Source organism: Streptomyces sp. NPDC055632, from assembly GCF_053618675.1.
This window is the reverse complement of the sequence record NZ_JBSHHY010000001.1, coordinates 116,262-142,577: the sequence shown is the minus strand read 5'-3', so window position 1 is coordinate 142,577 and position 26,316 is coordinate 116,262. Positions and strand designations below refer to the sequence as shown.

The following is a 26,316-nucleotide window of genomic DNA, read 5'->3' as shown; positions in this document are numbered from 1 at the left end:
CCACCCATCCCCCCCCCCGTCCCCCCAAACCCAACCCCCAAAATAGCCATACCACCCCGGCGGGGGGGGGGCCCCCCCGCCCCCCCCCCCCCACCCCGAGCCTTTCGGCCACCCTTCCGTCAGATGCGGGAAACCCGCACGTCGGCGGCCTTCACGAAGGCCACCCGATGGCCGAACTGGATCTCGTAGTACTCCTCCCGGCCCCGGACGACCGTGTGCCCGGTCGTGTCGAACGTCGGTGCGAAGAGGTACTCGCCCGGGGTACGGCCGCCCACCACGTACCGCTGACCGGCGAGCAGCCCGTACGGCAGCGGCGACACCGCCTGCACCGGCACGCCCGCCGGATAGGCCGAGGCCTCCGGGTAGGCCCGCCCGTACACCGGCACCTCCGCGAGCCCCGGCCTCGGCGTCAGGACCAGCCCCCGCCCGTCCACCGCCGTGGGCTGCCGGCGCGGGTTGTGGAACCACGCCTTCTGACCGAGGTACCAGACCGCCGTCCAGTCGCCCCGGCGCTCCGCCACCGCGAAGCTCTGCCCCGTCGAGGCGCGCGCGCCCGTGTCGTTGACGCCGGTGGTGGAGTCCTCCCCGCCCGGCCGCAGCCCGACGTCCTTCACCAGGGGCGCGTCGGCGCTCGGCGCGGTGTGCAGGCGCACCGCCCCGCTGCCGTGCGGCGCGCACGCCGTCCCCGCCGTCACGCAGCCCGTGTGGACCGGCCGGTGGGCGTCGTAGTCCGGCCGGATCGTCACCACGCCCGCGTGCGGACCCGCGCTCGGGACGATCGGACGGCCGAGCAGACGGAAGTAGTGCGCCCAGTCCCAGTACGGGCCCGGGTCCGTGTGCATGCCCCGGATCGAGGACGTCACCGTGCCCGGCACGTTGTCGTGGCCCAGGACGTGCTGCCGGTCCAGCGGGACGTCGTACCGGTCGGCGAGGTACCGCACCAGGCGCGCCGAGGACCGGTACATCGCCTCCGTGTACCAGGAGTCCGGCGCGGTCAGGAAGCCCTCGTGCTCCAGGCCCACCGACTTGGCGTTCACGAACCAGTTGCCCGCGTGCCAGCCGACGTCCTTCAGCGACAGGTGCTGCGCGACGTGCCCGTCGGAGGAGCGCAGCGAGTACTGCCACGACACGTACGCCGGGTCCTGCACCAGGCCCAGGGTGACGTCCCAGGTGGCCTCGGTGTCGTGGATCACGATGTAGTCGATCGACTGGGAGACGGGCCGGTCGGCCTTGTCGTGGTTGCCGTAGTCGCCGTCGCCGAACTCCTCGTACGGCGCGGGGATCCACTCGCAGGCCACCGTCCGCGGGCACTCCACGGGACCGGCGGCCGGCGCGCGCAGGCCGAGCGCCGACACCTGCTCCGCGGCGGGCGCCACCGACGGGTCGGCCGGGAGCGTCACCACCTGCCCGCTGTCCGTCGTCCGCGTCTCCCCGGTCCGGATCACGTCGAACACGTCGTTCGCGTACGTGGCCGCCGTCGCCGAGTCGTCGGCGCCGGAGTACCGCGCCACGGCCCCGTACCAGTCGGCCGGGTCCGCGCTCGCGGGCAGCCCGGCCTCCCGCTGCGCCGCGGCGAGCAGGGCCGCGCCGCCCTCGATGTTGGCGGCCGTCCGGGTCCGCAGCTCCTCGGCCGGGATCCCGGACAGCGCGGACGCCCGCTCCAGGGTCCGCAGCCGCTCCGGCAGCCGGTCGGCGGACGGCACCGGCGCGGGCGCGGGCGTCTCGGTGCGCGCCGGGCGCGAGGAGTCGCCGCGCGGGTCCTCCTCGCCGTCCGAGTGGTGCGGGGCGGACCGCGTCAGGGCCGTCACCGCGTCCGTCAGGTGCATCGGCCCGTACCCGCCGGTCACGCTCGGCGCGCCGCCGTGGCCGTTCCACCGCGACTGGAGGTACGAGACGGCGAGCAGCACGCTCTCGGGCACGCCGTGGCGCGCCGCCGCCCGGGCGAACTGCCCCTGGAGGGCACCCGCCTCGGGCGCGTCGGCACCGGCCGGCGGCGCGGCGGACAGCAGGGGGAGCAGCAGGGCGGCGGACGCCAGGGCGCCCACCGCCCTCGGTGTGCGTCGGGGGGACCCGGAACGGAGCAAAGCGGCCTCCAGGGGCGTGGGGGTGACACGGAGGGGGCGTGCGGGGCCGAACCCGTACAGGGGTATCGGCTCCCGAACGATCCGTCAATCACACCCTCGACGAAGGAAGTTCCCACGTCAGAGCCGGAATGGAGGCCGGACGGCGGAGTTTCGCGGCGACGGGCCCCGGGCCTGGGACGCGTCACTGGAGTGGACCACTGGAGGGGCGGGCGCGGGGAGGGCGCGGCCGGAGAAGCCGGTGCGCCGCGTCCCGGTGTGTCGGCACCGGGCGCACGGCGCACCACCCCCGTGGTCGGCAGGACCCGCTTCTCAGCGCGTCCCGACCGCCGCGCGCACGGCCCGCCGTGCCATGGCGCAGTCGTCGTGCAGCCGCCTCAGGAGCAGCCGCTGTTCCTCCCCGGGCGCGAGCGCCCCCGAGGGAACCGGCACGGAACCGGCCGGCGGGGCCTCCTTCATGGTGCGCTGCACCGCCGTCTCGTAGGTGCGGATCTCCCGCGTCAGCACGATCATCAGGTTCACCAGGAAGGCGTCCCGGGAGGCCGGGCCCGCCTGCTGGGCGAGCTGACTGATCTGGCGCCGGGCCAGCGGCGCGTCACCGAGCACCGCCCACAGGGTCGCCAGGTCGTAGCCGGGCAGGTACCAGCCCGCGTGCTCCCAGTCGACGAGGACGGGACCCGCCGGGGAGAGCAGCACGTTGGAGAGCAGCGCGTCGCCGTGGCAGAACTGGCCCATGCCCTGGCGGCCGCCCGCGTGCGCCAGACCGTGCAGCAGCTTCTGCAGGTCGTCCCGGTCCCGGTCGGTGAAGAGACCGAGCTCGTGGTACCGGGCGATCCGGGCGCCGTAGTCCAGCGGGGCGTCGAAGGTGCCGGCCGGCGGCCGCCAGGCGTTGAGCCGGGCGATCGCGCCGAGCGCGGCCCGCACGTCGGCGCGGGGCGGGGCCTCGACGGGGTGGCGCGACAGCGCCGCCGCCCGTCCGGGCATCCGCTCGATCACCAGCGTGCAGTTCTCCGGGTCCGCCGCGATCAGCCGGGGCGCCCGCACCGGCGGACGGTGCCGGACGAAGGCGCGGTAGGAAGCTATTTCGTGCCGGAACCGCTCGACCCAGGCCGGCGAGTGGTCCAGTAAACACTTCGCGACCGCCGTGGCCCGTCCGGTCGTCCCGACGATCAGTACGGAACGACCGCTGCGCCGCAGGACCTGCACCGGCTTGAACTCCGGGCAGATGCGGTGGACCGAGGCGATCGCCATCTTCAGCTGCGCGCCCTGGGGGCCGGACAGATCGATTCTTCCGCTGACCGGCTGGGTACCGGTGCCGCCCGCCCAGCGCCTCGGCCGGACGGCCTGGGGAGCGGGGGCCAGGTACGGTCCGGCGCCGGCCGGGACGATGCGGTGCTGCGGCCGGGGCGGGGCGGACACGGAGGACGATGCTGTGTACATGGAGGTGACAGATCCCTTCGTGCGCCGACGAGTTGCGTGCGTCGCCCCGCCCGCCCCCGGTCCGCACCCTGGGGAATGAGGGCCGGTCGGCGGGGCGGGGTGGCGCGTTCCTACCTGACACCCGCGCGCGGGTGGCGGAACACCGGGCGACCCCTGGCGAAAGCCTGGCGAATAGTCCCCGGCCCCATGACAGGGGTTACTGTCAACTCAGCCGAGAACCTGGGGGCTTAGACGTGACCGGAGAAACCAACACCCGCCTGGCAGACCTGTTCGGCCTGGCCGGATGGTCCAAGGGCGAACTCGCGAGGCTCGTCAACCGGCAGGCGGCGGCCATGGGCCACCCCCAGCTGGCGACCGACACCTCGCGGGTGCGGCGGTGGATCGACCGGGGCGAGACCCCGCGTGATCCCGTCCCCCGGGTGCTGGCAGCACTGTTCACCGAGCGACTCGGCCGTGTCGTGACCATCGAGGACCTCGGGTTCGTACGACACGGGCGTGCAGGGAAACGGCAGGACGTCGGCAAGACGGAGAACCCTGACCAACTGCCCTGGCCACCCGATCGTACGGCGGCGGTCCTCACCGAATTCACGGGAATGGACCTCATGCTCAACCGACGCGGCCTGGTGGGCGCGGGTGCCGCGCTCGCCGCCGGCTCCGTACTCAGCAACGCCATGCACGACTGGCTGCAGACCGACCCCGCCCGCCCGGGCGCCGTTCCGCGTGCCGCCGATCCCCTCCACGCCGACCCCGCCGGGTTCGACCGCTACGAGGCCGCCCCCATCGGGTCGGAGGAGATCGAGGCCCTGGAGCACTCGGTGCAGGTGTTCCGCGCCTGGGACGCCTCCCGGGGCGGCGGTCTCCAGCGCAAGGCCGTGGTGGGCCAGCTCAACGAGGTGGGCGGCATGCTCGCCTACCGCCACGCCGACCACCTCCAGCGGCGCCTGTGGGGCGTCGCCGCCAACCTGGCCGTCCTCGCGGGCTGGATGTCCCACGACGTCGGCCTCGAACCCACGGCGCAGAAGTACTTCGTCATCGCCGCCCACGCGGCCCGCGAGAGCGGCGACCGCCCCCGGGCCGGCGAGGCGCTGTCCCGCGCCGCGCGCCAGATGGTGCACCTGGGCCGGCCCGACGACGCCCTCGACCTGATGAAGCTCGCCAAGACGGGCTCGGGCGAGCGGCTGCTGCCCAGGACCCGGGCCATGTTCCACACCATCGAGGCCTGGGCGCAGGCGTCGATGGGCCGGGGGCAGGCCATGCGCCGGACCCTCGGCGAGGCCGAGGACCTGTTCGTGTCGGACCGGCGCGACGAGGCGACGCCGGACTGGATGCAGAACTTCGACGAGGCCGACATGCACGGCATGGAGGCCCTCGCCTACCGCACCCTCGCCGACCACGACCCGGCCGCCGCGATCCCCGCGCAGCGCCACGCCAAGCTGGCGCTCGAACTGCGGAGCAAGGGGCATGAGCGGTCGAAGCTCTTCGACCACATCTCCCTGGCCTCGGCCTGCTTCATCGCCGACGACCCGGAGCAGGCCGACCGGTACGCCCGGCTCGCCCTCACGTCCATGGGGGAGACCTCGTCCCACCGGACCTGGGACCGGCTGCGGGAGATGTACCGGCTCACCGGCCAGTACGCCGACTACGCCAGGACCGACGTGCTGCGCGAGGAGATCGAGCTGGCCCTCTCGCGGTCGCCCGTCAACCGTCCGAGGCCCGGACAGGCCTGATCCCCGGCCCCTTCGGGGGACCGGGGACCGGGACCGCCATTCTTGGTCGTCGGTCGTCGGTCGTCGGGCGGCTCAGTGGCCGACCCGGACCACCATCACGCAGGCGTCGTCCTCGCGCGACTCCTCGCCGAACTCCTCCACCACCATCCGTACGCCCTCCTGCGCGTCCCGCGCCCCGGCGAGCCGGGGGCCGAGGGCGAGCAGTCGCCGTGCGCCCGTGTCGTCGTGCGCGGCACCGCTGCCGCGGGTCAGCCCGTCGGTGTGCAGGACGAGCAGGTCGCCCGGGAGCAGCCGGGTCTCGGCCTCGTCGTACGCGGCGCCGGTCGTCGCCCCGAGGAGGACGCCCTCGGGCCGCCGCAGGGCGCGTCCCGCCCCGTCGCGGAAGAGCAGCGGGGCGGGGTGGCCGGCCTGCGCCCAGGTCAGGGTCTGGGCGACGGGGTCGTACCGGCAGCACATCGCGCTGCCCAGCGCGGGCTGTACGGAGGTCTCCAGGAGCTGGTTGAGGTGGCCCATCAGGGCGGCGGGGCGGATGCCGGCGACGGCCATGCCGCGCAGCGCGCCGAGGAGCATCGCCATCGAGGAGGTCGCGGCGACCCCGTGTCCGGTCAGGTCGCCGACGGTCAGCAGGGCGTCCCCGTCCGGCAGTGCGAGCGCGTCGTACCAGTCGCCGCCGATCAGTCCGGTGCTGGCGGCCGGGAGGTAGTGCGCGGCCACGTCGAGCGGGGCCGGTCCTTCGTGGGCGAAGTGCAGCGAGCCGTGCCACGGCGGCAGGACCGCCTCCTGGAGCTCGACGGCGACCCGGCGCTCGGTGCGCTCGATGTCCCGGCTGCGCTCCAGGCCGGCCCGGCTCTCCCTGACCGCCCGCTGGCTGCGCCGCAGTTCGCTGACGTCGCGGACGACGGCCCACATGGAGGCGGTGCAGCCGTCGGAGTCGAGGACGGGCTCGCCCGTCATGTGGACGGTGCGCACCCGGCCGTCGGTCCGTACGATCCGGAACTCGCCGTCGATCGGCTTCCCGTCGATCAGACAGTCCGTCACCATCCCCTGGAGGAGGGGCTGGTCCTCGGCGAAGACCATCGTGGGCATCTCGTCGAGCGACATCGGGCCGCTCTCCCGGGTGCGGCCGAAGATCCCGTACAGCTCCTCGGTCCAGCTCACCTCGTCGGTGAGCAGGTTCCACTCGGCGCTGCCGACCCGCGAGAGCAGCGCGCCGGTGCGCGCCGGGGCGGCCGGGCCGTAGGCGGTGCCGGGATCGGTCGCGAACCCCGTGTCGGGGACGGCCTCTCCGCCGGCCTCCGCCTCCGGCGGGACCTCCACCGGGACGCCCGCCCGGAGCTGGCCCAACTGGGCTCCGAGGTCGTCGAGTTGGTGCACGGCGAGGTCGCACAGGGCACGCTGCCACCGCTGCTGCGGATCGTCCTCGTTCGCCACGGCGTCCCGGCGGACGGCGTCGACGTCGCCGCGCAGGCGGCGGGTCTGCGAGATCAGCGCGTCCACCGCACCCGGCACCGGCGGCTGGGCGGGGCGGTCCGCGAACAGAGGGGACGGCATGTCGTACTCCGATACAGGCGCGGCGCGGCCACGTGTGAGGGGAAGGCCCGCACACGACTGTCGCACAGCCCGGGACGGCCCGTAAGAGGTTTGGCAACACTCGATCCGGTGGTGCTCCTGGCATATGTCAAAGGCCCGGCGGGTATCGGCCACGAAGGGGCGCTCCGTGGCGGAAGACGGCGGGTGGCCACGGAAACGCGCTGGTGGGGCGCGGGCGAGGGAGGAGCGGGACGGACGGGGCAAAGGTTCGAAGCGTGCGGAAGCGTGTACGAGGCCGGTCGAGGAGGGAACGATCGGCCCCACCCCGGCTTTTCGGCACCCGGTCGCGGACCGCCTCCCGGCCGTCCGGATGATGACTCCCATGACTCACACCTCCCACGGCGGCGGCACCTCCCGGCGCACCCTGCTGACCGCGCTGACCGCCACCGCGGCCGCCGTTCCCCTCGCCTCGCTGGCCGCGACCCCCGCCCGCGCCGCGCAGGCGGCCGCCCCCGCCGCCGCCCCGACCGGCGCCGCGCTCCCGGCCGGCCTCGGCGGCCCCCGTTCCGCCGTGACCGTCGCCCCCCTCGGCGCCGACTGGTTCACCTCCGTGACCCTCGGCGCGCTCGACACCGCCGTACTGCCCGGCACCCCGGCCCGCACCGAGGTCACCTCCGGCGGCAGACGCGTCGCGCTCCTGACGCACGGCGCCCGCACGGTGGTCCTCCCCGGCCCCGAGCGCACCTTCACCGAGGACAAGAGGCCCTTCGTCGACGACTTCCGGCGCACCCTGCCGGACCCGGCGCTCCCGGAGGCCGACCGCGTGTACTGGGGCACGGCGCCCGGCGGTGGCGGCTGGACCACCCTCGGCGGACCGGCCGACGACTACGCGGTCACCCCCGGCGCCGGCGTCATCAACCTGACCACGGACCGCGCGAGCCGCCACGCCAGCGTCCGCGACGGCGAGATCACCGACGTCGACGTGCGCGCGACGGCCTCGTTCGACAAGGTGCCCACCGGCCAGGCGTGTTCGTACGCCCTGTCCTTCGGCTACCAGGACACCCACAACAACTACCGGGCCCGGCTGTCGTTCACGACCTCGGGAGCGGTCGAGCTCCGCGTCGAGAAGGAGGTCGCCGACACCGTCACGCAGCTGGCGCCGGCCGTCCCCCTGGCCACCGGGGTCGCCGCCGGCACCACGTGGACCATACGGGTCCGCCGCGAGGGCACCGGGATCAGGGCTAAGGCCTGGCGCACGGCCGGCGCCGAGCCCGCCGCCTGGACCGTCGAGACCGACGACGCCACCTTCGGCAAGGGCCGGGTGGGACTGCGCGCCCTCGCCAACGACGGCTGCACCAACCTGCCGGTCAGGCTGACCGTGAGCCGCTTCGAGGTGACCGCCGCGACCTGGGAGGCCCCGCCGGCCGTCACCCACGGCGACTGGGTGCGCGTCCTGGACCGGCCGTTCGACGGCACGTGGACCCCGGACCTTGAGGCCCGCGTCCGTTCCTGGGCCGGTTCGACCGCACCCGACGTGCTCGCCTGCGCGGCGATGTTCCTGCCGGGCGGTCCGGCCGTGACCGCGGGGGCCGGTCCCGCGGCGGGCCGCCAGGTCCTCGGCCGGGCCGGCTACGGCCACCTCGACCCGCGGGGCAACCGCTACGAGGGCGCCGACTTCCACGAGTACATGAACCTCGGCTGGACCTTCCCGGACGGCACGTACACCGGTCCGTCGAGCGCGCAGGCCGGCAACCTGGACTGCTCCGGCTACACCCGGATGGTCTTCGGCCACCACCACGGCGTCCCGCTGGCGGCCGGGGCGGACACCTCCGGGACCCGGCTGCCCCGCAAGTCCCGCGACATGGCGGACCACGCGCCGGGCGTCCGCGTCGACCGGACGGCCGGCGGAGTCCCGCCGGCCGCGGCCCAGCTCCAGCCGGGCGACCTGGTCCTCTTCAACGCCGACTCGGGCGACGACGGCCAGACCGCCGCGGTCGACCACGTCGGCGTCTACCTGGGCAGGGACACGAACGGGAAGCGCCGCTTCCTCTCCAGCCGCAAGACCTGCGACGGACCGACCATGGCCGACCTGGGCGGAGCCTCCACCCTGGACGGCACGGGCACGTACGCCGTCAAGCTCCACACCGTGCACCGCCTCTGACGCGGCGGACCGGGGCCGGGGGCCCGCTCCGCGACGGGCCGGAAGGGCTGAGAGGATGGACCGGTGCCCACCTCAGAGAGCCCGGCCCGGGCCCCGGTCCCGGCGGCGCGGCCGCTCCGCACCGAGCGGCTGCTGCTGCGGCCCGTCCGCGGCGGCGACCTGCCGGCCGTGACGCGGCTGTGGACCGATCCCGACGTACGGCGCCACCTCGGCGGCCCCGTCACCGAACCCGTCATCCGCATCCGGCAGCGGCGGATCGTCGGGGCACCCGGCTTCCACGCCGTGATCCGCGCCGAGGACGGCGTCCTCCTCGGGCTCGTCACGGTGGAGGACGGCGGACGGGGCGGGGAGACGGAGGTCTCCTACCAGTTCCTGCCCGAGCACTGGGGACACGGCTACGCGCGCGAGGCGGTCGGCGCGGCCGTCGCGCGGGCCCTGGAGAGCACGCCGAGCGTGGTCGCGGTCACCCAGGAGGCCAACCACCGCTCCCGCAGGCTCCTGGAGGCCGTCGGCCTGGAGCACGCGGAGTCCTTCGTGGAGTGGGACGCCCACCAGGTGCTCTACCGGCGGCGCCGGGACGACCGGACCGCCTGAACTCCTCCGCGCCGCCCGCCGCTCCTCACCGCGGCCGCCCGCCCGCCGCCAGCGCCGCCACCGCCCGTTCCAGCCGCGCCGCCCTCGTCCCGGCGGTGCGGGCCTGCCAGAGGCTCAGGATCACCAGGTAGCGGTCCGTCCTGCCCAGGGCCTCGAAGGCCGCCGCGGCGCGCGGCTCGGCCGCCAGGGCCGCCGCGAGGTCGTCCGGGACGGTCGCGTCCTTCTGGGAGGGGTACGCGGCCTCCCACCGCCCGTCCGCCCGCGCCGCCCGCACCTCGGCGAGGCCCGGCTCGCGCATCCGGCCGGCGGCGGTCAGCTCCTCGACCTGCCGCACGTTGACCTGGGACCAGAGGCTCCGGGGCCGGCGCGGGGTGATCTTCTGGAGGTAGGACCGCTCGTCGCGCGCCATGCGCTTGCCGGTGATCCACCCGTAGGCGAGCGTGGCGTCCAGGATCTCCCCGGCCGTCGGCGAGGCCAGGTCCGCGCCCTTGCGGGCGAGCAGCAGCCAGATGCCCGGGGTGTCGCCGTGGTGGCTCTCCAGCCAGTCCTCCAGCTCCTTTCCACCGCCGAACGACACGACCGCGAGTCCCTCGACGGTCTCCGTCTCCACCCGAACCTCCCCCGCGACAGGACCTGGACGGTGACACGATACGGTCGGCGGCCGGGACGCCCGCTCCCGCTCCGAGGAGATCCGACCCATGTCCTTCCTGGTGATCGGCGAGTGCGTCGCCGACATCGTCCGCGCGCCCGGCGCCGCCGACCGCGTCCACCCCGGCGGCAGCCCCGCCAACGTCGCGTACGGACTCGCCCGCCTCGGCCGGGACGTCACCCTGCTCACCCAGCTCGCCGACGACCCCGCCGGGCGCCTGATCGGCGCCCATCTGAAGGGCGCGGGCGTACGGGTGGAGACCGGCGGCCACCCCGGGCGCACCCCGTCGGCGGTCGTGGGCCTCGACGCGGAGGGCCGGGCCGCGTACGCCTTCGACATCGCCTGGACGCTGGAGGCCGGAGCGCTGCCCGCGCGGGCGCCCGCCCATGTGCACATCGGCTCGATCGCGGCCGTCACCGCCCCCGGCGCGGCGGCCGTCCTGGCCGGGGCCGAACGGTTCCGCGACCGGGCCACGGTCAGCTACGACCCCAACGTGCGGCCCGAACTGATGGGGGAACACATCCCGGCCGTCACCCGGGTCGAACGCTGCGTCGCCCTCGCCGACCTGGTCAAGGCGAGCGACGAGGACCTGGCCTGGCTGTACCCGGGGGAGGAGCCGGAGGCGGTCGCCGCCCGCTGGCTGGCCCTCGGCCCGGCCGTCGTCCTGGTCACCCGGGGCGCGGCCGGCTCCTTCGCCGTCACGCGGCACCACACGGTCGCCGCAGGGGCGCCCCCGGTCGACGTCGTCGACACCGTCGGTGCGGGCGACTCGTTCATGTCCGCCGTCCTGGACGCGCTGGCCGCGCGGGACCGGGCGGCCCTCGGCGCCCTCTCCGCCGGGGAGTTGGCCGAACTGCTCGCGCGGGCCGGGGCGGCGGCGGCCGTGACCGTCTCCCGGGCCGGGGCCCGGCCGCCCGACCGGGCCGAACTGGACGCGGCCCGCCGGGATCAGGCCGGGGCGTGACACGGCCGTGGCCCCCGGAGGAATCCTCCGGGGGCCACGGGCATGCGCGGTGCTTCGGCGCGGGGACCGTCAGTAGGCCGGGGCCAGCTTCGGGTTCGGGCCGTACGCGTTCTGCTGCTGCTCGCCCTCGAGGCAGTTGAAGACCAGCAGGATGATGCCGCCGACGAGCGGGACCAGGGCGATGAGGATCCACCAGCCGGAACGGCCGGTGTCGTGGAGACGCCGGACGGAGACGCCGAGGGCCGGCAGGAAGACGGCCAGCGTGTAGATGAGGCTCAGGAGCTGTATGCCCAGGAGGTTGTCCAGGATGGCGAGGATGACCGCGGCGATGAAGTTGAAGAGCGTGAACATCCAGAATTCCTTGCGGCGCGCTCGGCCGCTGAACACCGCGTACTTCTTGAGAACGTCGAGGTACCAGTTCACTTTGTCCCCCCAAGGACTGGGTATGCGAGCGGGAGAGCCTGTCCCTGTGGAGCAAGCTTTACGCAGAACTTAGGTGGCCGAAACCGCGTGGGTCAATTCGTTACCGTGCGGATGCGGTTCGCCCCTGGGGGACGGTGAACGGCGGCACCTCCCGGGAGTCGAGGTGCCGCCGTTCCGGACGGGGTCAGCGGGGGATCGAGGAGGAGCCGGAGATCATGTCCTCCTCTTGCTCATGAGCAGTCCGCCGGCCGTGAGGGCGAACAGGCAGACGCACGCCCCGGTGATGACGTTGTTGAGGATCATGCCCGTGTCGGGGCCCCGCGTGACCACCCACGGCGAGACGATCAGCCACGCACCGAGCAGCAGGACCACGAAGTTCAGGTCCTGCGACCGCTCCGGGACCATCGACATGCACAGGCCGAGGACCGCGATGCCGATGCCGACGACCAGGTTGCTGATGGCGAGTTCCGGTCGTGCCGCGGCGAAGTGGACCGTCCACGCCGAGATCGCGGCGTAGACGCCGGCGAGGATCACGAGTTCCTCGACCGCCGCCACACCTCGGGTCTGGAGCATACGGGCGTATCGGTCCCGCATTTCCGGTGCGTCGGGGTGCCCTGAGATATCACCGTGGCGATGAGAGACGTCGGCCATGTGACTCGCCTCCTTCTGGCGTCTTGCATGTCGGGCCGCGCTTGCGGCGAATTGCGCCGCTGTCTCATTGTGCTCTTATCTGGCCTTTATGTGTAGTTCTGTCCCCCTGGGGATGTGTACAGAATTCGGACCACGGATGTGCTGGGTTCCACCAAAGGAAATCGACCGTTCGGCAAACGGCCGGCCTGCGGAGAACCGGCGTAGCCTGGAAGGGAACTCGGGGAACCGACCTTTCAGCGCCGGGAGCGGACGATGACCGGCATCGTGCGGAGAAGCTTCGACTCAGCCGACGAGACCCGTCCCTTCGAGGACGGCAAGGGCAGGCTCGACCTGCTGACCGACGAGCGCGGCCCGGTCGGCCGCGCCGTGTTCGAACCGGGCTGGCGGTGGACCGAACACGTCAAGCCGATCGCGGGCACCGACAGCTGTCGGGCCGCGCACGTCGGGTACGTCGTCAGCGGCCGGATGAAGGTCGTCATGGACGACGGCGAGACCGAGGAGTTCGGACCGGGCGACTTCATGCGGGTCGAGCCCGGTCACGACGCGTGGGTCCTCGACGACGAGCCGTGCGTGGTCCTCGACTGGGCGGGCTTCGGCGACTACGCCAAACCTGCCTGACCTGCCTGACCTGCCTGACCTGCCTGACCTGCCTGACCTGCCTGACCTGCCTGACCTGCCCGACCTGCCCGACCCGTGGTCGCGCGTCTCAGCGGTGCCCGAACCTCACCCCCTCCCACGGCACCCGCCCGTGCGGGAAGGAGTCCGGGCTCCGCTGGGGGAGCGAGCGCGGCTCGGCCGGTTCGACCGCCGGCTCCGCCCCCTCCACCCGCAGCAGCCACCCGGCCAGCGCCTCCCGCAGCCCGTCGGTCACCTCCCGGTGCGAGGCGAGCCCCACCAGGTTCTCCAGCTCGTACGGGTCGGAGTCCAGGTCGTACAGCTCCGTCTCCCGGTAGCGGTCGGCCGCCGGCTCGCGCCAGGCGTCGGTCCCGGGCGGCGCCGACACCACGTACTTCCACCGCTCGGTCCGCACGGCCCGGCCGACCTGGTCCTCGCTGATCTGGACGAAGACCGACTCCGGCCGGCCCGGGTCCGTCCCGCCGCCGACCAGCGGCAGCAGCGACCGGCCCTGCACCCCCTCGGGCACGTCGAGCCCCACCGCCTCGACCAGCGTCGGCATCAGGTCGGCCGTGGACACCGGTCCCCGGACCAGGCCGCCGCCCCGGAAGCCGGGACCGGTCAGCGCCCACGGCACCCGCACCGAGGAGTCGTGCGCCGACCGCTTGTACTCGGAGTTCCGCGTACGGAAGTGAGAGCCGTGGTCGGCCGTCCAGGCGAGGACCGTGTCGTCCTCGATGCCCAGGGAGCGCAGCGCGTCCCGGAGCCGGCCCACGCCCTCGTCCACCCGCTTGACCTGCCCCAGATAGCCGCCGAGGTGCCGGTGCGCGCCGCCGTGCGGGGCGCCGGGACTCAGCGCGGCGAGGTCGGGCGGCAGCCAGCGGCCCTCGTACCGCTCCCGGTACCCGGCGGGGGCCGGGTAGTCGTCCGTGGGGTTCTGGTGGTGCGGTTCGAGCAGCGAGAGGAAGAGCAGGAACGGCCGGTCGTGGTGGTCGGCGACGAACCGGATCGCCGCGTCCACCAGGGCGTCCGAGCGGTAGCCCGGCAGCCGGACCGGCTCGCCCTCCTCGTCGTGCACCACCGTGCGGTACGCGTCCGAGGTGAACTCCAGCCGGTCCGAGGCCAGCCAGTGGGCGTAGCCGCCCCGGCGCCCGGGCGGCACGGGGCCGTCCGGGTTCTCCTCGCCGGCCAGGTGCCACTTGCCGATGTAGCCGGTCGCGTACCCCGCCGCGCCGAGGACCGAGGCGAGGGTGGGGACGTCCTCCGGCAGCGGGAGGCCGTTGCGGAAGACCCCGGTGGAGGTCGGCCAGCGGCCGGTCTGCAGCGCCGAGCGGGCGGGCGCGCAGACCGGGTTGGGGGTGATCGCCCGCTCGATCAGCGTGCCCTCGCGGGCCAGCCGGTCGAACTCGGGGGTCACCCCCGCCGGATTGCCGTGGACGCCCGCGGTGTCCCACCGCTGCTGGTCGGTGAGGACCACGATCACCCGGGGCGGGACTTTCGTCATGCGGCGGAGGTCTCCGCCGCGCCGGCCGCCGCGTCCGCCGTCGAGGCGCCGGAGGCGATGCCGAACGCCGGGTCCGGCACGGACTCGGGCGCGAGCAGCACCGAGGAGCGCCCGTCCACGCCGACCGGCACGTCGCCGTCGATGGTCACCCGGCGCAGCTTGCGGTCGTGCTCGTCGGAGTCGTCCACGCCGTAGTGTTGGGTGGCGCGGTTGTCCCAGATGGCGACGTCGCCGACCTGCCACTGCCAGCGGACGGTGTTCTCCGGGCGCTCGACGTGCCGCTGGAAGAGGGAGAACAGGTCCCGCGAGTCGGCGCCCGTCAGACCGCTGATCCGCTGGACGAAGTTGCCGAGCAGCAGGGTCCGCTCGCCGGTCTCCGGGTGGACCCGCACGACCGGGTGCTCGGTCAGGAACTTCGTGGAGGAGAAGATCTCGCGGAAGCGCGCGAGCTGCTCGGGCAGGATGCCGGGGCGCAGGGCCGCGTAGTCGTAGTCGTTGGAGTGCACCGCGCGCAGGCTGTCGGCCAGCGCCCGCAGCGGCTCGGGGAGGTTCTCGTACGCGGTCGCCGTGTTCGCCCACAGGGTGTTGCCGCCGTACGGCGGGACGACGGCCGCGCGCAGGATCGAGAAGGCCGGGTAGGCCGGGACGAAGGTGACGTCGGTGTGCCACTGGTTGGCCCGGCCGCCGAAGTCCGAGTCGATCGGCAGCGAGTAGCGGCCGTCGGCGGAGGGGACGGTGGGGTGGGCGACGGGCGTGCCCAGGAGGCGGCCGAAGGCCTCGTGGGCCTCCTCGTCCAGGTGGTCCTGGCCGCGGAAGAAGACGACCTTGTGCGCCAGGAGCGCGGCGCGGATCCCGGCGACAGTCTCGGCGGGCAGGTCGCCGCCGAGGCGGACGCCGGAGATGACGGCGCCGAGGCGCCCGCCGACCTTCTGGACGGTGATCCCCTGGACGGTGTCCTTCCGGTCGGTGTCCTGCTGGACGTCGGGAGAGGTGGTGGCGGTCGCCATGGCGGGTCCTTTCGGAAGTCCGGGTGAACAGGCCCGGAGGAATTAATCTCGGAGCGGAAGTAATGAGCCGACGGAGAAGCCCGACCGGAGGAGTACGTCCACGGGGCCCGGGAGCGGGGTGAAGAGCCCGGTGCGGTACGGGGCGGGTCCGGCGGCGGCCGGGTCACGGGAGCGGAGCCGGCGAACCGGTCACGCGGAGGGTCGCGAGGGTCAGACGCCGGAGACGGCGGGACAGGAGGAGGTCGCGAACATGTCCCGGAGCCTCGCAGCGGCCGCCGCCGCGCGTCAAGCGCCCGTCCGCTCCCCGAACCGCCGCCCCCGGTGGTTGAATCGGCGCCTGCCCGGTGTCGCCGGCCCGCCCTCCCGCACCCCGCAGGACACCACTTGACCAGTGCTGATTCCCTTCCGTCAGGCGAACGCGGCCGGTTCCGCGCGGCAGGCGGCGGCCGTACCGGCGGGCGCACGGGATTTCACACCGCCGCAACAGTGACCAGAGAGGCACCCATGACCACGACCAGCCCGCACGGCCCCCGGATGGCGGGCGACGGCAGGCGCGAGGCGAACGCCGCCACCGTCCTGCGGACCGTCCTCGACCACGGGCCCGTCGCCCGCGGCGCCGTCGCCCGGCTCTCCGGCCTCAGCCCCGCCGCCGTCTCCCGCCAGGCCACCGACCTCACCCGGCTCGGCCTCCTGCGCGAACTGCCCGAACTCGCCGGCGGCGGGGGAGTGGGGCGGCCCCAGATCCCCGTCGACCTGCACATCGGCGCCACCGGAGGACCCGTCGTCGGCGGCGTCCACCTCGGCGTCCCCGGCTCGACCTTCGCCCTCGTCGACCTGCGCGGCCGGGTCCTGGCCCGCCACACCCACGCGCACGGGGGCATCGCGCCGGACGACCTGCCCGGGGAACTCGCCCGCGAGCTGCGCGGCTTCCTCGACGAGCACGCCCGGAACAGGCCCCTGCTCGGGGTCGGCGCCGCGATCGGCGGCTGGGTGGACCCCGCCGAAGGGACGGTGGTCCGCCACGACGCCCTCGGCTGGCGCCGCCGGCCGCTCGCCGCCGAACTCGCCCGGGGCCTCGGCGGACGCACCGTGCGCCTGGACAACCACGCCCGTTCCATCGCCCAGTCGGAGATCCTCTTCGGCCGGCCCGCCGCCCGCCGCAGCCTCGTGCACCTCTTCGTCGGCAACGTCGTCGACGCGGCCGTCGGGCTCGCCGGGGTCGTGCACCAGGGGCCCGGGGCGGCGGCCGGCGACGTGGCGCACCTGCCCGTCCCCGACTCCACGGTCCCCTGCTCCTGCGGGCGTTCGGGCTGCCTGGAGGCGACCGCGTCGAACACCGCCCTCGGACGGACCGCCGTGCGCCGCGGCATCGTGCCCGAGCCCGACACCTCCCTCGTGGTGGACGCGGCGGCGGCCGGGGACCGGCGCGCCGAACGGCTGCTGCGCGAACGGGCCCGCGCGGTCGGCCGCGCGGTGGCGCTCCTGCTCGACGTCCTCAACCCCGATCTGGTCGTGGTGACCGAGCAGGCCAGCGTCATCGAACCGGAGTACCTGGAGGAGATCCGGGGCGCCGCGATCGACCTCTCGCACGTCTGCGGAGACCCCGAACGCATCGTCAGTCCACATGCCGGACCGGCCACACTGCCCGTCGCGGCGGGCACGGTTCTCCTGAATCCCCTGTTCAGGAGGCCTCTTGAGACCCTCGAAGAGCTCCTGCCCGCAGGGGCGGAAGACTGATGCCGTCTCGGAATGCGGTCAACGCCGGTTGACCGCTCCGCGAAGCCGCTGTCATATTGCTCCCGTGAATCCGGACATGCGCCTCATCTCCCGCAGGCACGTCGACCTCTGTCGACAGGCCAGCGCGGTCTGTGCCGTCCGCGCCTGACCCCGGCGCCGGTCGTCGCACCGGCCACGCCCCTTCCGCACCGGCCCCGCCGGACCCGGGCCGCCCGCCGCACCCCCGTCGCCGACGGTCGGCGAGCGCCCCGACGCTCCGGCCGCCGGCCGGTCGCACCGCCACGGCTCCGTGACGCGAAGGCCCCGAAGCCTCCTCCGCGGCTCCGTGGCACGAAGGTCCCGGAGCCCACGGCTCCGTGACCCCCGGCTCTCCGCCACCGCACCCCTTCGCCGCCCGTAGCCGGTCCCGCGCACCCCCGTATCCGGCCCACGCACCTCCGCACCCCCTTCGTGCTTCTTTCCTTCCGCAGCGGAAACAAATCCGCGCGCCCTGCGGACCTCCACCCCTTTCACAGGCAGGCACCGATGACCGAGCTGTACCCCACCACGCCCACCGCCCTCTCCCGGCGCACCACCCTGCGCGCCGCGGGCGGCGGCACCCTGCTGCTCGGGCTCGGCCTGGCGGGCTGCCGCTCGGCGGTCTCCGAGGCCGGATCCGAGGCGCCCGGCGCCGATCCTGCCGCGAAGCCCCGGCGCGGCGGCACCCTCAGCGTCGCCGTCAACTCGGACTTCACGCCCAGCCTGCTCTTCGCCCAGAGCGGCCAGTCGCTCCAGCAGCGCCTGGTCTACAACACCCTCGTCCGCTACGACGACCAGCTGAAGCCGCAGCCGGAGCTCGCCACCTCCTGGGAGTACGCGAAGGACGGCCGCTCCATCACCTTGAAGCTGCGCACCGGCGTCACCTACCACGACGGCCGGCCCTTCACCGCCGACGACGTGATCTTCGCCGTGAAGAACCTCCAGAACCCGCTGCGCGCCGCCCAGTTGAGGTCCACCGCCGCCGCGATCACCGGTTTCGAGAAGCGCGGCGACCACGAGCTCGTCCTCAAGCTCGCCCACCCGGTGAACAACCTGTTCGACCTCTTCGAGTTCATGATCATCACCGACCGGAACAGCGTCGAGGAAGCCGTCGCCGGCAAGAAGCTCAACGGAACCGGCCCCTTCAAGCTCACCAAGTGGAGCCCCGGCACCGGCCTCAGCTTCACCCGCAACGAGAAGTACTGGCAGCCCGACCGCCCCTACCTGGACGCCGTCGAGTTCCGCGTCGTCGCCCAGGCCGACGCCCTCCTCTCCTCCCTGCGCACCGGACAGACCCAGCTCTCCTACGGCGTCCCCGGCCGGAACCTCGCCGCCCTCGCCGCCGACCCCGAGCTCGTCATCAGCGAGTACGCCACCGGCGGCGGCGCCCACTACCTCGGCGTCAACACCACCGTCGCCCCGCTGAACGACAAGACCGTCCGGCAGGCCCTCGCGTGGGGCATCGACCGCGAACGGATCCTCAAGCAGGTCCTCGGCGGCTACGGACTCGCCTCCGCCACCCCCTGGCCCAAGTCCTCGCCCGCCTTCAGCGAGGCCGGCCGCACCCACTACACCTACGACCCGGGCAAGGCCCGCGAACTCCTCAAGTCCGCCGGCCACACCACGCTCGACCTGCCGCTCCTCCACATCAACCTGCCCGGCGACACCGCGGTGGCCGAGGCCGTCCAGTACGACCTCAAGCAGATCGGCGTCCGGGTCACCCTCGAACCCACCGACCCGGCCACCGCCCAGAAGAACCTCATCTCCCAGTCCATGCCCGGCCTCTGGACCATGAGCCACGGCTTCGCCCAGGTCCAGCCCTCCACCCTCGCCGTCAGCGCCTATCCCTTCAACGAGGCCAAGAACACCTCCAGGTTCCGCTCCGCCCACTACACCAAGGTCGTCCGCGACGCCTGGACCACCCCCGAGACCGGCGCCCGCGCCAACGCCCTGCGGCAGCAGATCACCGACACCCTCCTCGACGAGGCGTTCATCATCGACCTCGTCATCCGGGGCTCCGTCCAGGTCGCCGCCAAGAAGCTGCGCGGCGTCACCCTCAACAAGTTCACCTACCTCAACCTCGACGACGCCCACCTGGCGGGCTGAGATGCGCGGCTATCTGCTGCGGAGGCTCCCCTCCGCGCTCCTCGTCCTCCTCGTCGCCTCCTTCGTCGCCTTCGCCGTCCTCCGGCTCGTCCCCGGCGACCCGGCGGCCGTCCTCGCCGGACCCGACGCGAGCGCCGAGACCGAGGCCGCCATCCGGGCGCGCCTCGGCCTCGACGAACCCCTGCCCGCCCAGTACCTCCGCTGGCTCGGCGACCTCCTCACCGGCGACCTCGGACCGTCCTACGCGATCGGCGGACAGACCGCCGACCTCATCGGCGACGGACTCGGCGCCACCGTCGAACTCACCCTCGGCGCGCTGCTGTTCGTCGTCGTCCTCGGCGCCGCCTTCGGCATCCTCGGCGCCACCTCCCGCAACCGCTGGGTGCGCACCGCCGTACGGGTCCTCACCACCGGGGCCCTCGCCGTACCGCCCTTCGTCACCGGCGTCCTCCTCGTCCTCCTCTTCTCCGTCCTCCTCGGCGTCCTGCCCCCGGGCGGCCGCGTCCCCCTGCTCACCGCACCCGACCTGGGCGTCCAGTACCTGCTGCTGCCCGCCCTCTGCCTCGCCCTGCCCAGCGCCGCCGTCCTCGGCCGCTACCTCAAGGACGGCATCGAACGCGCCCTCGGCGAGGACTACGTCCGCACCGCCACCGCCGCCGGCGTCGCCCCCCGCCGGCTGCTGTGGCGCCACGCCCTGCCGAACGCGCTCCCGCCCGTCGTCACCCTCCTCGGCATGCAGACCGGCAACCTCCTCGGCGGCGCCGTCCTCGTCGAGGCGATCTTCGCCTGGCCCGGCCTCGGCCAGCTCGCCGAACAGGCCCTGGTCCGCCGGGACTACCCCGTCGTCCAGGACCTCCTGCTCCTCCTCGTCACCGTCTTCGTCCTCGTCCAGCTCCTCACCGACCTCGTCCACGCCTGGCTCGACCCCCGGATCAGGTGGGAGTGACCGCCATGACCACCCTCACGAAGGCCGCCCCGCCCCTCGCGCGCCGGCCGCGCCACCCCTACCGGGCCGCCCTCGCCACCGCGCGCGGCCGCACCGGACTCGCCCTCGTCGGCCTGGTCGTCCTCGCCGGACTCCTCGCCCCGCTCCTCTCCGGCCACGGCCCCACCGACCAGAGCGCCCTGACGCTCGCCGGACCCGGCACCCCCGGACACCCGCTCGGCACCGACGACCTCGGCCGGGACCTGCTGTCCCGGCTGCTCCACGGCATCCGCGCGGACCTCGGCATCATCGCGGTCTCCGTGCCGCTCGGCGCGCTCCTCGGCTGCCTCTTCGCCCTGGCCGCCGCCGCCCACCCGGTCGCCGACACCGTCGTCCAGCGCCTCTTCGACCTGATCCTCGCCTTCCCCGGACTGATCCTGGCGCTCGCCATCACGGCCATCCTCGGCCCCGGCCGGCTGCCCGTGATCCTGGTGATCGCCCTGGCCGAGATCCCCGTCTTCGGACGACTGCTGCGCACGGGCATCCTCGTCCAGCGCGGCCGGGAGTACGTGACGGCCGCCCGCGTCGGCGGCACCTCCGGCGGCCGGATCCTCACCCGGCACGTCCTGCCCAACGCCGCCGACCCGCTCGTCGTCCAGATCGCCGTCTCCCTCACCGTCGCCGTCTTCATCGAAGGCGCCATGAGCTTCCTCGGCGTCGGCGTCCGGCCGCCCGAACCCACCCTCGGCGCCGTCCTCAGCCAGTCCATTCCCTATCTGGCCCAGGCCCCGCACTTCGCCGTCGGACCGCTCGTGACCGTGACCGCGCTCGTCCTCGGCCTCTCCCTGGTCGCCGAGGCACTGAACCGGGAGATACGCCGATGACCACCCCTCCGCTCCTCGAAGTCCAGGGCCTGGACGTGGGGTTCACCACCCCCGACAGCCGGCCCCTGCACGCCGTGCGGGACGTCTCCTTCACGCTCCGCAGGGGCGAGACGCTCGCCGTCGTCGGCGAGTCCGGCTCCGGGAAGTCCACCACCGCCCTGGCCCTGCTCCGGATGCTCCCCGGCACCGGCCGGATCACCGGCGGCTCCGTCCTCCTCGACGGGGAGGATCTCGCCACGGCCACGGAGGACCGGCTGCGGGAGGTGCGCGGCGCCCGGATCGGCATGATCTTCCAGGACCCGATGACGGCCCTGAACCCCGTCCTCAGCATCGGCCGCCACCTCGACGAGGTGCTCAGGGCGCACGGCGACCGGGACCGCGCGACCGCGAACGGCACGACCGCGAACGGCACCGGCACCGGCACCGGCGTCGACGGGGCCGCGACCGCCGGCAAGGCACCCCGCCCCGACAGGAGCACCCGCCCCGGCAAGGCCGCCCGCCGCGCCCGCGCCCTCGAACTCCTGCGCCTCGTCGGCATCCCCGACCCCGAGCGCCGCCTCGACGACCACCCGCACCAGTTCTCCGGCGGCCAGCGCCAGCGCATCCTCATCGCCATGGCCCTCGCCGGCGAACCCGACATCCTCCTCGCCGACGAGCCCACCACCGCCCTCGACGCCACCGTCCAGGACCAGATCCTCACCCTCCTCGGCGACCTCACCCGTACCACCGGCACCGCCCTCGTCCTCATCACCCACAACATGGGCGTGGTCGCCCGCGCCTGCGAACGGGTCCTCGTCATGTACGGCGGCACCGTCGTGGAGGACGGCCCCACCGCCGAGGTCCTCACCCGCCCCCGGCACCCCTACACCGCCGGTCTGCTCGCCGCCGTGCCCCGGCTCTCCGCGCCCTCCGGCACCCGCCTCACCGGCATCCCCGGTACCCCGCCCGACCTCTCCCTGCCCCTCGCCGGCTGCGCGTTCGCCGCCCGCTGCGCCCTCGCCGAGGACCACTGCCACACGACCGCGCCCCCGCTCGTCGCCCTCACCGACACCGTCCGCGCGGCCTGCCTGCCCGCCGCCGAACGGGCCGAGCCCCTGCCGCCGCCCCCGCCGCCCGTCCGGATCGAACGGCCCGCGCCCGGCGCCGTCGTCCTGGCCGCCGAGGGGCTCCGCAAGACGTACCGGGGCCGGGGCCGCCGCACCTTCACCGCCCTCGACGACGTCTCCCTCACCCTCGCGGCGGGCGAGACCCTGGGCATCGTCGGCGAGTCCGGCTCCGGCAAGTCCACCCTCGCCCGGGTCCTCGCCCACGCCCATCCCTCCGACGGCGGCCGGATCCTCCTCGACGGCCGGGACGTCACGCGCCCCGGCCGCGCCGAGCTGCACGCCGTGCGCCGCCGCGTCCAGATGGTCTTCCAGGACCCGTACGCCTCCCTCAACCCCCGCATGACCGTGGGGGAGATCGTCGCCGAACCGCTGCGGGCCTTCGGGACCGTCGCCCCGGCCGGGCGGGCCGACCGCGTCGCGGAGCTCCTGCGCCTCGTCGGCCTCGACCCGGCCGCCGCCGACCGGCACCCGCGGTCCTTCTCCGGCGGCCAGCGCCAGCGCGTCGGCATCGCCCGCGCGCTCGCCCCGGAGCCGTCCGTCCTCATCTGCGACGAACCCGTCTCGGCGCTCGACGTCTCCGTCCAGGCGCAGATCGTCGGCCTCCTCACCGACCTCCAGCGCGACCTGGGCCTCGCCCTCGTCTTCATCGCCCACGACCTGGCCGTGGTCCGCCAGGTCAGCCACCGCATCGCCGTGATGCACGAGGGCCGGATCGTGGAGACCGGCGCCGCCGACGAGCTGTGCGAGCGGCCCCGCGACCCCTACACCCGCGCGCTGCTCGCCGCCGCGCCGGAACCCGTACCGGTCACGGCCGCGCCCGTGCCCGTCACCGCAGGGGCGGTGTCCGCGTGAGCGCCTGCTGCACCCCCGGACGCGGCTGCACGGGCGGCGGCCACCCGGCCGCCGTCGAGCTGCTCCCGCTGCCGACCGTACGGACCGCCCCGCCGCCCCAACCCCTGCTCGAACTGGCGGGCGGCGCCTTCCGCATGGGCGACTCCTTCGGCGAGGGCTACCCCGCCGACCACGAGGGGCCCGCCCGGGAGGTGACCGTCGCCCCCTTCGCGATCGGCGCCACCGCCGTCACCAACGAGCAGTACGCGCGGTTCGTCGAGGCCACCGGGCACCGCACCGACGCCGAACGCTTCGGCTCCTCCTTCGTCTTCCACCTCCTGCTCCACCCCGCCGCCGAGCACCACGTCCTCGGCCGGGTCCCGCAGGCCCCCTGGTGGCTCGGCGTCGAAGGGGCCTCCTGGCACGCACCGGAGGGCCCCGGCTCCGACCTCGAAGGCCGCGCAGACCACCCGGTCACGCACGTCTCGTACGACGACGCCCTCGCCTACTGCGCCTGGGCCGACGTCCGGCTGCCCACCGAGGCCGAGTGGGAGTACGCGGCGCGCGGCGGCCTCGACGGCGCCCGCTACCCGTGGGGCGACGACTTCACCCCGGACGGCCGGGAGAGGTGCAACACCTGGCTCGGGGACTTCCCGCACCGCTCCGACCGGCCCGGCGGACGCGTCGGCACCGTCCCCGTCACCGCGTACGAGCCCAACGGCCACGGCCTGTACAACACCTCCGGCAACGTCTGGGAGTGGTGCGCCGACGCCTTCGACCCGACCGGTTCCGCGGAAACGGCCGAGCGCGTCATCCGCGGCGGCTCCTACCTCTGCCACTCCTCCTACTGCAACCGCTACCGGGTCGCCGCCCGCTCCCACAACACGCCCGATTCCTCGACCGGCCACGGCGGCTTCCGCGTCGCCCGCTCGCTCCTTCCGGAAGGACCTGCCCCCGCATGACCACCGGCACCCCGCACGACCCCGCCGCCTCCCGCCGCGACCCCTACGAGGGCTTCGCCGGACGCGTCGGCCGCACCTTCGCGGAGTCCGAACCCGCCTGGCCCGCCCGTACCGCACCGCCCGCCAAGGCCCCCAACATCGTCGTCGTCCTCGTCGACGACATGGGCTTCAGCGACATCGGCCCCTTCGGCTCCGAGATCCCCACCCCGGTCCTCGACGCCCTCGCCGACGACGGCGTGCGGCTCACCAACTACCACACCATGCCGCTCTGCTCGCCGGCCCGCGCCGCCCTGCTCACCGGGCTCAACCCGCACCGCGTCGGCTACGCCATGGTCGCCAACTCCGACCCCGGCTTCCCCGGCTACGGCATGGAGATCGCCGACGACATCCCCACCCTGGCCGAACTCCTCCACGACGCCGGCTACGCCACCTACGCCGTCGGCAAGTGGCACCTGGTCCGTGACTCCGCGTCCAACGCCGCCGACCACCGGGGCAACTGGCCCCTGCAGAAGGGCTTCGACCAGTACTACGGCGTCCTGGAGGGCCTCACCAGCCTCTTCCACCCGCACCAGCTCGTCCGGGACAACAGCCCGCTCGACATCGACGAGTTCCCCGACGACTACTACTACACCGACGACATCACCGACCAGGCGATCTCCATGGTGAAGTCGCTGCGCGCCCACGACCCCGACAAGCCCTTCTTCCTCTACCTCGCCCACAACGCCGTCCACGGCCCGCTCCAGGCCAGGGCCGAGGACATCGCCCGCCACCGGGGCCGCTACGACGAGGGCTGGGACGTCCTGCGCGAGCGGCGCTTCGCCGCCCAGCTCGCCGCCGGACTCTTCCCGCCCGGCACCGAACTCCCCGCCCGCAACAGCGAGGCCGGACTCGACGTGCCCGCCTGGGACTCCCTCACCGAGGAACAACAGCGCCTCTACGCCCGCTACATGGAGGTGTACGCGGCCCTCGTCGACAACATCGACCAGAACCTCGGCCGGCTCACCGCCACCCTCGACGCGCTCGGCGAACTCGACAACACCATCGTCGTCTTCACCTCCGACAACGGCGGCACCGGCGAGGGCGGCGCGGAGGGCACCCGCTCCTACTTCAGCCGCTTCGTCCACCACCCCCGCCTCCCCGGCGACTGGAACCCCGACGTCGACCGCGACCCCGAGCTGATCGGCGGCCCCCGCAGCCTCGTCCACTACCCGCGCGGCTGGGGCATGGCCTCCAACACCCCCTTCCGCCTCTACAAGGGCCACACCTACGCCGGCGGCGTCCGCGTCCCCTTCGTCCTGTCCTGGCCCGAGGGCGTCCGCGACGGCCGCCTCGCCGCCGGGCTCCGCCCCCAGTACCAGTACGTCACCGACGTCGCCCCCACCCTCCTCGAACTCGCCGGTCTCGCCCGGCCGGAGAGCCGCCGGGGCGTCCCCCTCCAGGAGCCGGACGGCGTCAGCTTCACCCCCGTCCTCGCCGACCCGACCCACGACTCGACCCACCCCGAGCAGTACTGCGAGATGACCGGCAACCGCAGCCACTACCGCGACGGCCACAAGCTCGTCACCCTGCACCGCCCCGGCGCCCCCTACGACGACTCCGAGTGGGCCCTGTACGACATCAGGACCGACCCCACCGAGATCCACGACCTCGCCGCCGACCACCCCGACCTCGTCAAGGAGCTGTCGGCCGCCTGGGAGGACGCCGCCTGGCGCAACGGCGTCTTCCCGCTGCCCGACCACAGCGGCGCCCTCGCCCGCCGCAACCCCGCGGAGCAGCGCCTCTCCCGCCCCCTCACGCTGCTGCCCGGCACCCCCGAGCTGGAGCGCTACCGCTCCTCCCGGCTCGTCTCCCTGCGCTCCTTCGAGATCGCCGTCGACATCGAGGAGACCGGCGACGGGGTCCTCGTCTCCCACGGCGACCAGGGCGGCGGCTACAGCCTGTACGTGGAGGACGGGCGCCTCGTCCTCGCGTACAACGAGTACGGGACCCTCCACGAGACCGACGCCGGACCGCTCGGCCCCGGCCCGCACGACGTCCGCGTCACCGCCACCGCCGAGGAGGGCCTGCGCTGGCGGTTCGCCGTCACCGTCGACGGCGAGCACCGGGCCTCGCCCGACAGCGTCCACCAGCTGATCGGCATGGCCCCCTTCCAGGGCATCAGCGTCGGCGTCGACCGCAAGTCCCCGGTCTCCTGGCCCCTTCACGAACGCCACCGCTCCTTCCGCTTCACCGGCCGCCTCCGCTCCGTCACCTACCGGCCCGGCGCCCCCGGCCCCGACGCGCCCGAGGCCGTCGCCGCCGCCCTGAAGGAGGCCGCCGCGGCCTTCGAGTAGGAGCCCGCCCCGTACCGGCCGACCCGGAAGACCCCTGATCGGCCGGTACGGGGGAGGAGACAATCCCT

Annotated in this window: 21 protein-coding genes; 13 read left to right on the top strand and 8 right to left on the bottom strand. The window is 74.2% G+C overall.

Annotated elements, in window-relative coordinates:
• Nucleotides 1–119: 119 nt before the first annotated feature.
• Nucleotides 120–2,045, bottom strand: coding sequence for an N-acetylmuramoyl-L-alanine amidase (locus ACWGSR_RS00645; protein ID WP_453562720.1), 1,926 nt, complete (start codon nucleotides 2,043–2,045; stop codon nucleotides 120–122).
• Nucleotides 2,046–2,393: 348 nt separating this feature from the next.
• Nucleotides 2,394–3,521, bottom strand: a complete 1,128-nt coding sequence (locus tag ACWGSR_RS00640; RefSeq protein ID WP_376235281.1) for an aminoglycoside phosphotransferase family protein — start codon at nucleotides 3,519–3,521, stop codon at nucleotides 2,394–2,396.
• A 233-nt stretch (nucleotides 3,522–3,754) separates the two neighbouring features.
• Between ACWGSR_RS00640 and ACWGSR_RS00635 the strand changes: the two genes are divergently transcribed.
• Entirely contained in the window at nucleotides 3,755–5,248 is a 1,494-nt protein-coding gene (locus ACWGSR_RS00635; protein ID WP_376235283.1) for a DNA-binding protein NsdB, read from the top strand.
• Between the two features lie 72 nt (nucleotides 5,249–5,320).
• Here ACWGSR_RS00635 and ACWGSR_RS00630 read toward each other — a convergent pair whose 3' ends face one another.
• Entirely contained in the window at nucleotides 5,321–6,799 is a 1,479-nt protein-coding gene (locus ACWGSR_RS00630) for a PP2C family protein-serine/threonine phosphatase (RefSeq protein WP_453562718.1), read from the bottom strand.
• A gap of 361 nt (nucleotides 6,800–7,160) precedes the next feature.
• Between ACWGSR_RS00630 and ACWGSR_RS00625 the strand changes: the two genes are divergently transcribed.
• Nucleotides 7,161–8,939 carry an NlpC/P60 family protein gene (locus tag ACWGSR_RS00625; protein WP_453562717.1) on the top strand — a complete coding sequence of 593 codons (1,779 nt, stop codon included), beginning with the start codon at nucleotides 7,161–7,163 and terminating at the stop codon, nucleotides 8,937–8,939.
• Between the two features lie 63 nt (nucleotides 8,940–9,002).
• On the top strand, nucleotides 9,003–9,533 hold the full coding sequence (locus ACWGSR_RS00620; RefSeq protein WP_376235291.1) for a GNAT family N-acetyltransferase: 531 nt from the start codon (nucleotides 9,003–9,005) through the stop codon (nucleotides 9,531–9,533).
• Nucleotides 9,534–9,558: 25 nt separating this feature from the next.
• On the opposite strand, the gene ACWGSR_RS00615 is transcribed toward ACWGSR_RS00620, so the two are convergent.
• A complete protein-coding gene (locus ACWGSR_RS00615; protein WP_453562716.1) occupies nucleotides 9,559–10,143 on the bottom strand; it encodes a YdeI/OmpD-associated family protein in 585 nt (194 codons plus the stop codon).
• An 88-nt stretch (nucleotides 10,144–10,231) separates the two neighbouring features.
• Here ACWGSR_RS00615 and ACWGSR_RS00610 point away from each other — a divergent pair, with 88 nt between their 5' ends.
• On the top strand, nucleotides 10,232–11,146 hold the full coding sequence (locus ACWGSR_RS00610) for a PfkB family carbohydrate kinase (RefSeq protein WP_453562714.1): 915 nt from the start codon (nucleotides 10,232–10,234) through the stop codon (nucleotides 11,144–11,146).
• A 69-nt stretch (nucleotides 11,147–11,215) separates the two neighbouring features.
• On the opposite strand, the gene ACWGSR_RS00605 is transcribed toward ACWGSR_RS00610, so the two are convergent.
• Both ACWGSR_RS00605 and ACWGSR_RS00600 read right to left on the bottom strand, forming a co-directional pair.
• Entirely contained in the window at nucleotides 11,216–11,569 is a 354-nt protein-coding gene (locus ACWGSR_RS00605) for a DUF805 domain-containing protein (protein WP_376235297.1), read from the bottom strand.
• Nucleotides 11,570–11,782: 213 nt separating this feature from the next.
• Nucleotides 11,783–12,142: an SPW repeat protein gene (locus tag ACWGSR_RS00600; protein WP_376235299.1), complete on the bottom strand. Its 360-nt coding sequence runs from the start codon at nucleotides 12,140–12,142 to the stop codon at nucleotides 11,783–11,785.
• Between the two features lie 330 nt (nucleotides 12,143–12,472).
• Between ACWGSR_RS00600 and ACWGSR_RS00595 the strand changes: the two genes are divergently transcribed.
• Complete coding sequence (locus ACWGSR_RS00595) at nucleotides 12,473–12,838, top strand: cupin domain-containing protein (RefSeq protein ID WP_376235302.1); 366 nt, start codon at nucleotides 12,473–12,475, stop codon at nucleotides 12,836–12,838.
• A gap of 88 nt (nucleotides 12,839–12,926) precedes the next feature.
• Here the strand turns inward: ACWGSR_RS00595 and ACWGSR_RS00590 are convergent, their stop codons facing one another.
• Both ACWGSR_RS00590 and ACWGSR_RS00585 read right to left on the bottom strand, forming a co-directional pair.
• Entirely contained in the window at nucleotides 12,927–14,339 is a 1,413-nt protein-coding gene (locus ACWGSR_RS00590) for a sulfatase-like hydrolase/transferase (RefSeq protein ID WP_453562711.1), read from the bottom strand.
• Nucleotides 14,336–15,346, bottom strand: a complete 1,011-nt coding sequence (locus ACWGSR_RS00585; RefSeq protein WP_453562709.1) for a TauD/TfdA dioxygenase family protein — start codon at nucleotides 15,344–15,346, stop codon at nucleotides 14,336–14,338. The genes ACWGSR_RS00590 and ACWGSR_RS00585 overlap by 4 nt, the downstream gene beginning before the upstream one ends.
• 504 nt (nucleotides 15,347–15,850) lie before the next feature.
• Here ACWGSR_RS00585 and ACWGSR_RS00580 point away from each other — a divergent pair.
• The 8 genes from ACWGSR_RS00580 to ACWGSR_RS00545 all read left to right on the top strand — a co-directional run bounded on the left by ACWGSR_RS00580 (nucleotide 15,851) and on the right by ACWGSR_RS00545 (nucleotide 26,248).
• Nucleotides 15,851–17,083, top strand: a complete 1,233-nt coding sequence (locus ACWGSR_RS00580; protein ID WP_453562707.1) for an ROK family protein — start codon at nucleotides 15,851–15,853, stop codon at nucleotides 17,081–17,083.
• Nucleotides 17,084–17,159: 76 nt separating this feature from the next.
• Nucleotides 17,160–17,231 carry a putative leader peptide gene (locus tag ACWGSR_RS00575; protein ID WP_313896399.1) on the top strand — a complete coding sequence of 24 codons (72 nt, stop codon included), beginning with the start codon at nucleotides 17,160–17,162 and terminating at the stop codon, nucleotides 17,229–17,231.
• A 377-nt stretch (nucleotides 17,232–17,608) separates the two neighbouring features.
• Entirely contained in the window at nucleotides 17,609–19,207 is a 1,599-nt protein-coding gene (locus ACWGSR_RS00570; RefSeq protein WP_453562705.1) for an ABC transporter substrate-binding protein, read from the top strand.
• Nucleotide 19,208: 1 nt separating this feature from the next.
• Nucleotides 19,209–20,153, top strand: a complete 945-nt coding sequence (locus tag ACWGSR_RS00565) for an ABC transporter permease (RefSeq protein WP_432085868.1) — start codon at nucleotides 19,209–19,211, stop codon at nucleotides 20,151–20,153.
• A gap of 5 nt (nucleotides 20,154–20,158) precedes the next feature.
• Nucleotides 20,159–21,016: an ABC transporter permease gene (locus ACWGSR_RS00560; protein WP_376235319.1), complete on the top strand. Its 858-nt coding sequence runs from the start codon at nucleotides 20,159–20,161 to the stop codon at nucleotides 21,014–21,016.
• Nucleotides 21,013–22,974, top strand: coding sequence for an ABC transporter ATP-binding protein (locus ACWGSR_RS00555; protein WP_453562702.1), 1,962 nt, complete (start codon nucleotides 21,013–21,015; stop codon nucleotides 22,972–22,974). The genes ACWGSR_RS00560 and ACWGSR_RS00555 overlap by 4 nt, the downstream gene beginning before the upstream one ends.
• Complete coding sequence (locus ACWGSR_RS00550) at nucleotides 22,971–23,915, top strand: formylglycine-generating enzyme family protein (RefSeq protein WP_453562700.1); 945 nt, start codon at nucleotides 22,971–22,973, stop codon at nucleotides 23,913–23,915. The genes ACWGSR_RS00555 and ACWGSR_RS00550 overlap by 4 nt, the downstream gene beginning before the upstream one ends.
• Nucleotides 23,912–26,248, top strand: a complete 2,337-nt coding sequence (locus tag ACWGSR_RS00545; protein ID WP_453562699.1) for an arylsulfatase — start codon at nucleotides 23,912–23,914, stop codon at nucleotides 26,246–26,248. Before ACWGSR_RS00550 ends, ACWGSR_RS00545 begins: the two co-directional genes overlap by 4 nt.
• The last annotated feature ends 68 nt before the right edge of the window (nucleotides 26,249–26,316 follow it).

Excerpts from the sequence above, each read along its gene's own strand:
- ACWGSR_RS00595 (WP_376235302.1), top strand. The coding sequence starts at position 12,473 with ATGACCGGCATCGTGCGGAGAAGCTTCGACTCAGCCGACGAGACCCGT.
- ACWGSR_RS00555 (WP_453562702.1), top strand. The coding sequence starts at position 21,013 with ATGACCACCCCTCCGCTCCTCGAAGTCCAGGGCCTGGACGTGGGGTTC.
- ACWGSR_RS00560 (WP_376235319.1), top strand. The coding sequence starts at position 20,159 with ATGACCACCCTCACGAAGGCCGCCCCGCCCCTCGCGCGCCGGCCGCGC.
- ACWGSR_RS00545 (WP_453562699.1), top strand. The coding sequence starts at position 23,912 with ATGACCACCGGCACCCCGCACGACCCCGCCGCCTCCCGCCGCGACCCC.
- ACWGSR_RS00610 (WP_453562714.1), top strand. The coding sequence starts at position 10,232 with ATGTCCTTCCTGGTGATCGGCGAGTGCGTCGCCGACATCGTCCGCGCG.
- ACWGSR_RS00570 (WP_453562705.1), top strand. The coding sequence starts at position 17,609 with ATGACCGAGCTGTACCCCACCACGCCCACCGCCCTCTCCCGGCGCACC.
- ACWGSR_RS00580 (WP_453562707.1), top strand. The coding sequence starts at position 15,851 with ATGACCACGACCAGCCCGCACGGCCCCCGGATGGCGGGCGACGGCAGG.
- ACWGSR_RS00640 (WP_376235281.1), bottom strand. The coding sequence starts at position 3,521 with ATGTACACAGCATCGTCCTCCGTGTCCGCCCCGCCCCGGCCGCAGCAC.
- ACWGSR_RS00625 (WP_453562717.1), top strand. The coding sequence starts at position 7,161 with ATGACTCACACCTCCCACGGCGGCGGCACCTCCCGGCGCACCCTGCTG.
- ACWGSR_RS00585 (WP_453562709.1), bottom strand. The coding sequence starts at position 15,346 with ATGGCGACCGCCACCACCTCTCCCGACGTCCAGCAGGACACCGACCGG.
- ACWGSR_RS00630 (WP_453562718.1), bottom strand. The coding sequence starts at position 6,799 with ATGCCGTCCCCTCTGTTCGCGGACCGCCCCGCCCAGCCGCCGGTGCCG.
- ACWGSR_RS00565 (WP_432085868.1), top strand. The coding sequence starts at position 19,209 with ATGCGCGGCTATCTGCTGCGGAGGCTCCCCTCCGCGCTCCTCGTCCTC.
- ACWGSR_RS00590 (WP_453562711.1), bottom strand. The coding sequence starts at position 14,339 with ATGACGAAAGTCCCGCCCCGGGTGATCGTGGTCCTCACCGACCAGCAG.
- ACWGSR_RS00600 (WP_376235299.1), bottom strand. The coding sequence starts at position 12,142 with ATGCTCCAGACCCGAGGTGTGGCGGCGGTCGAGGAACTCGTGATCCTC.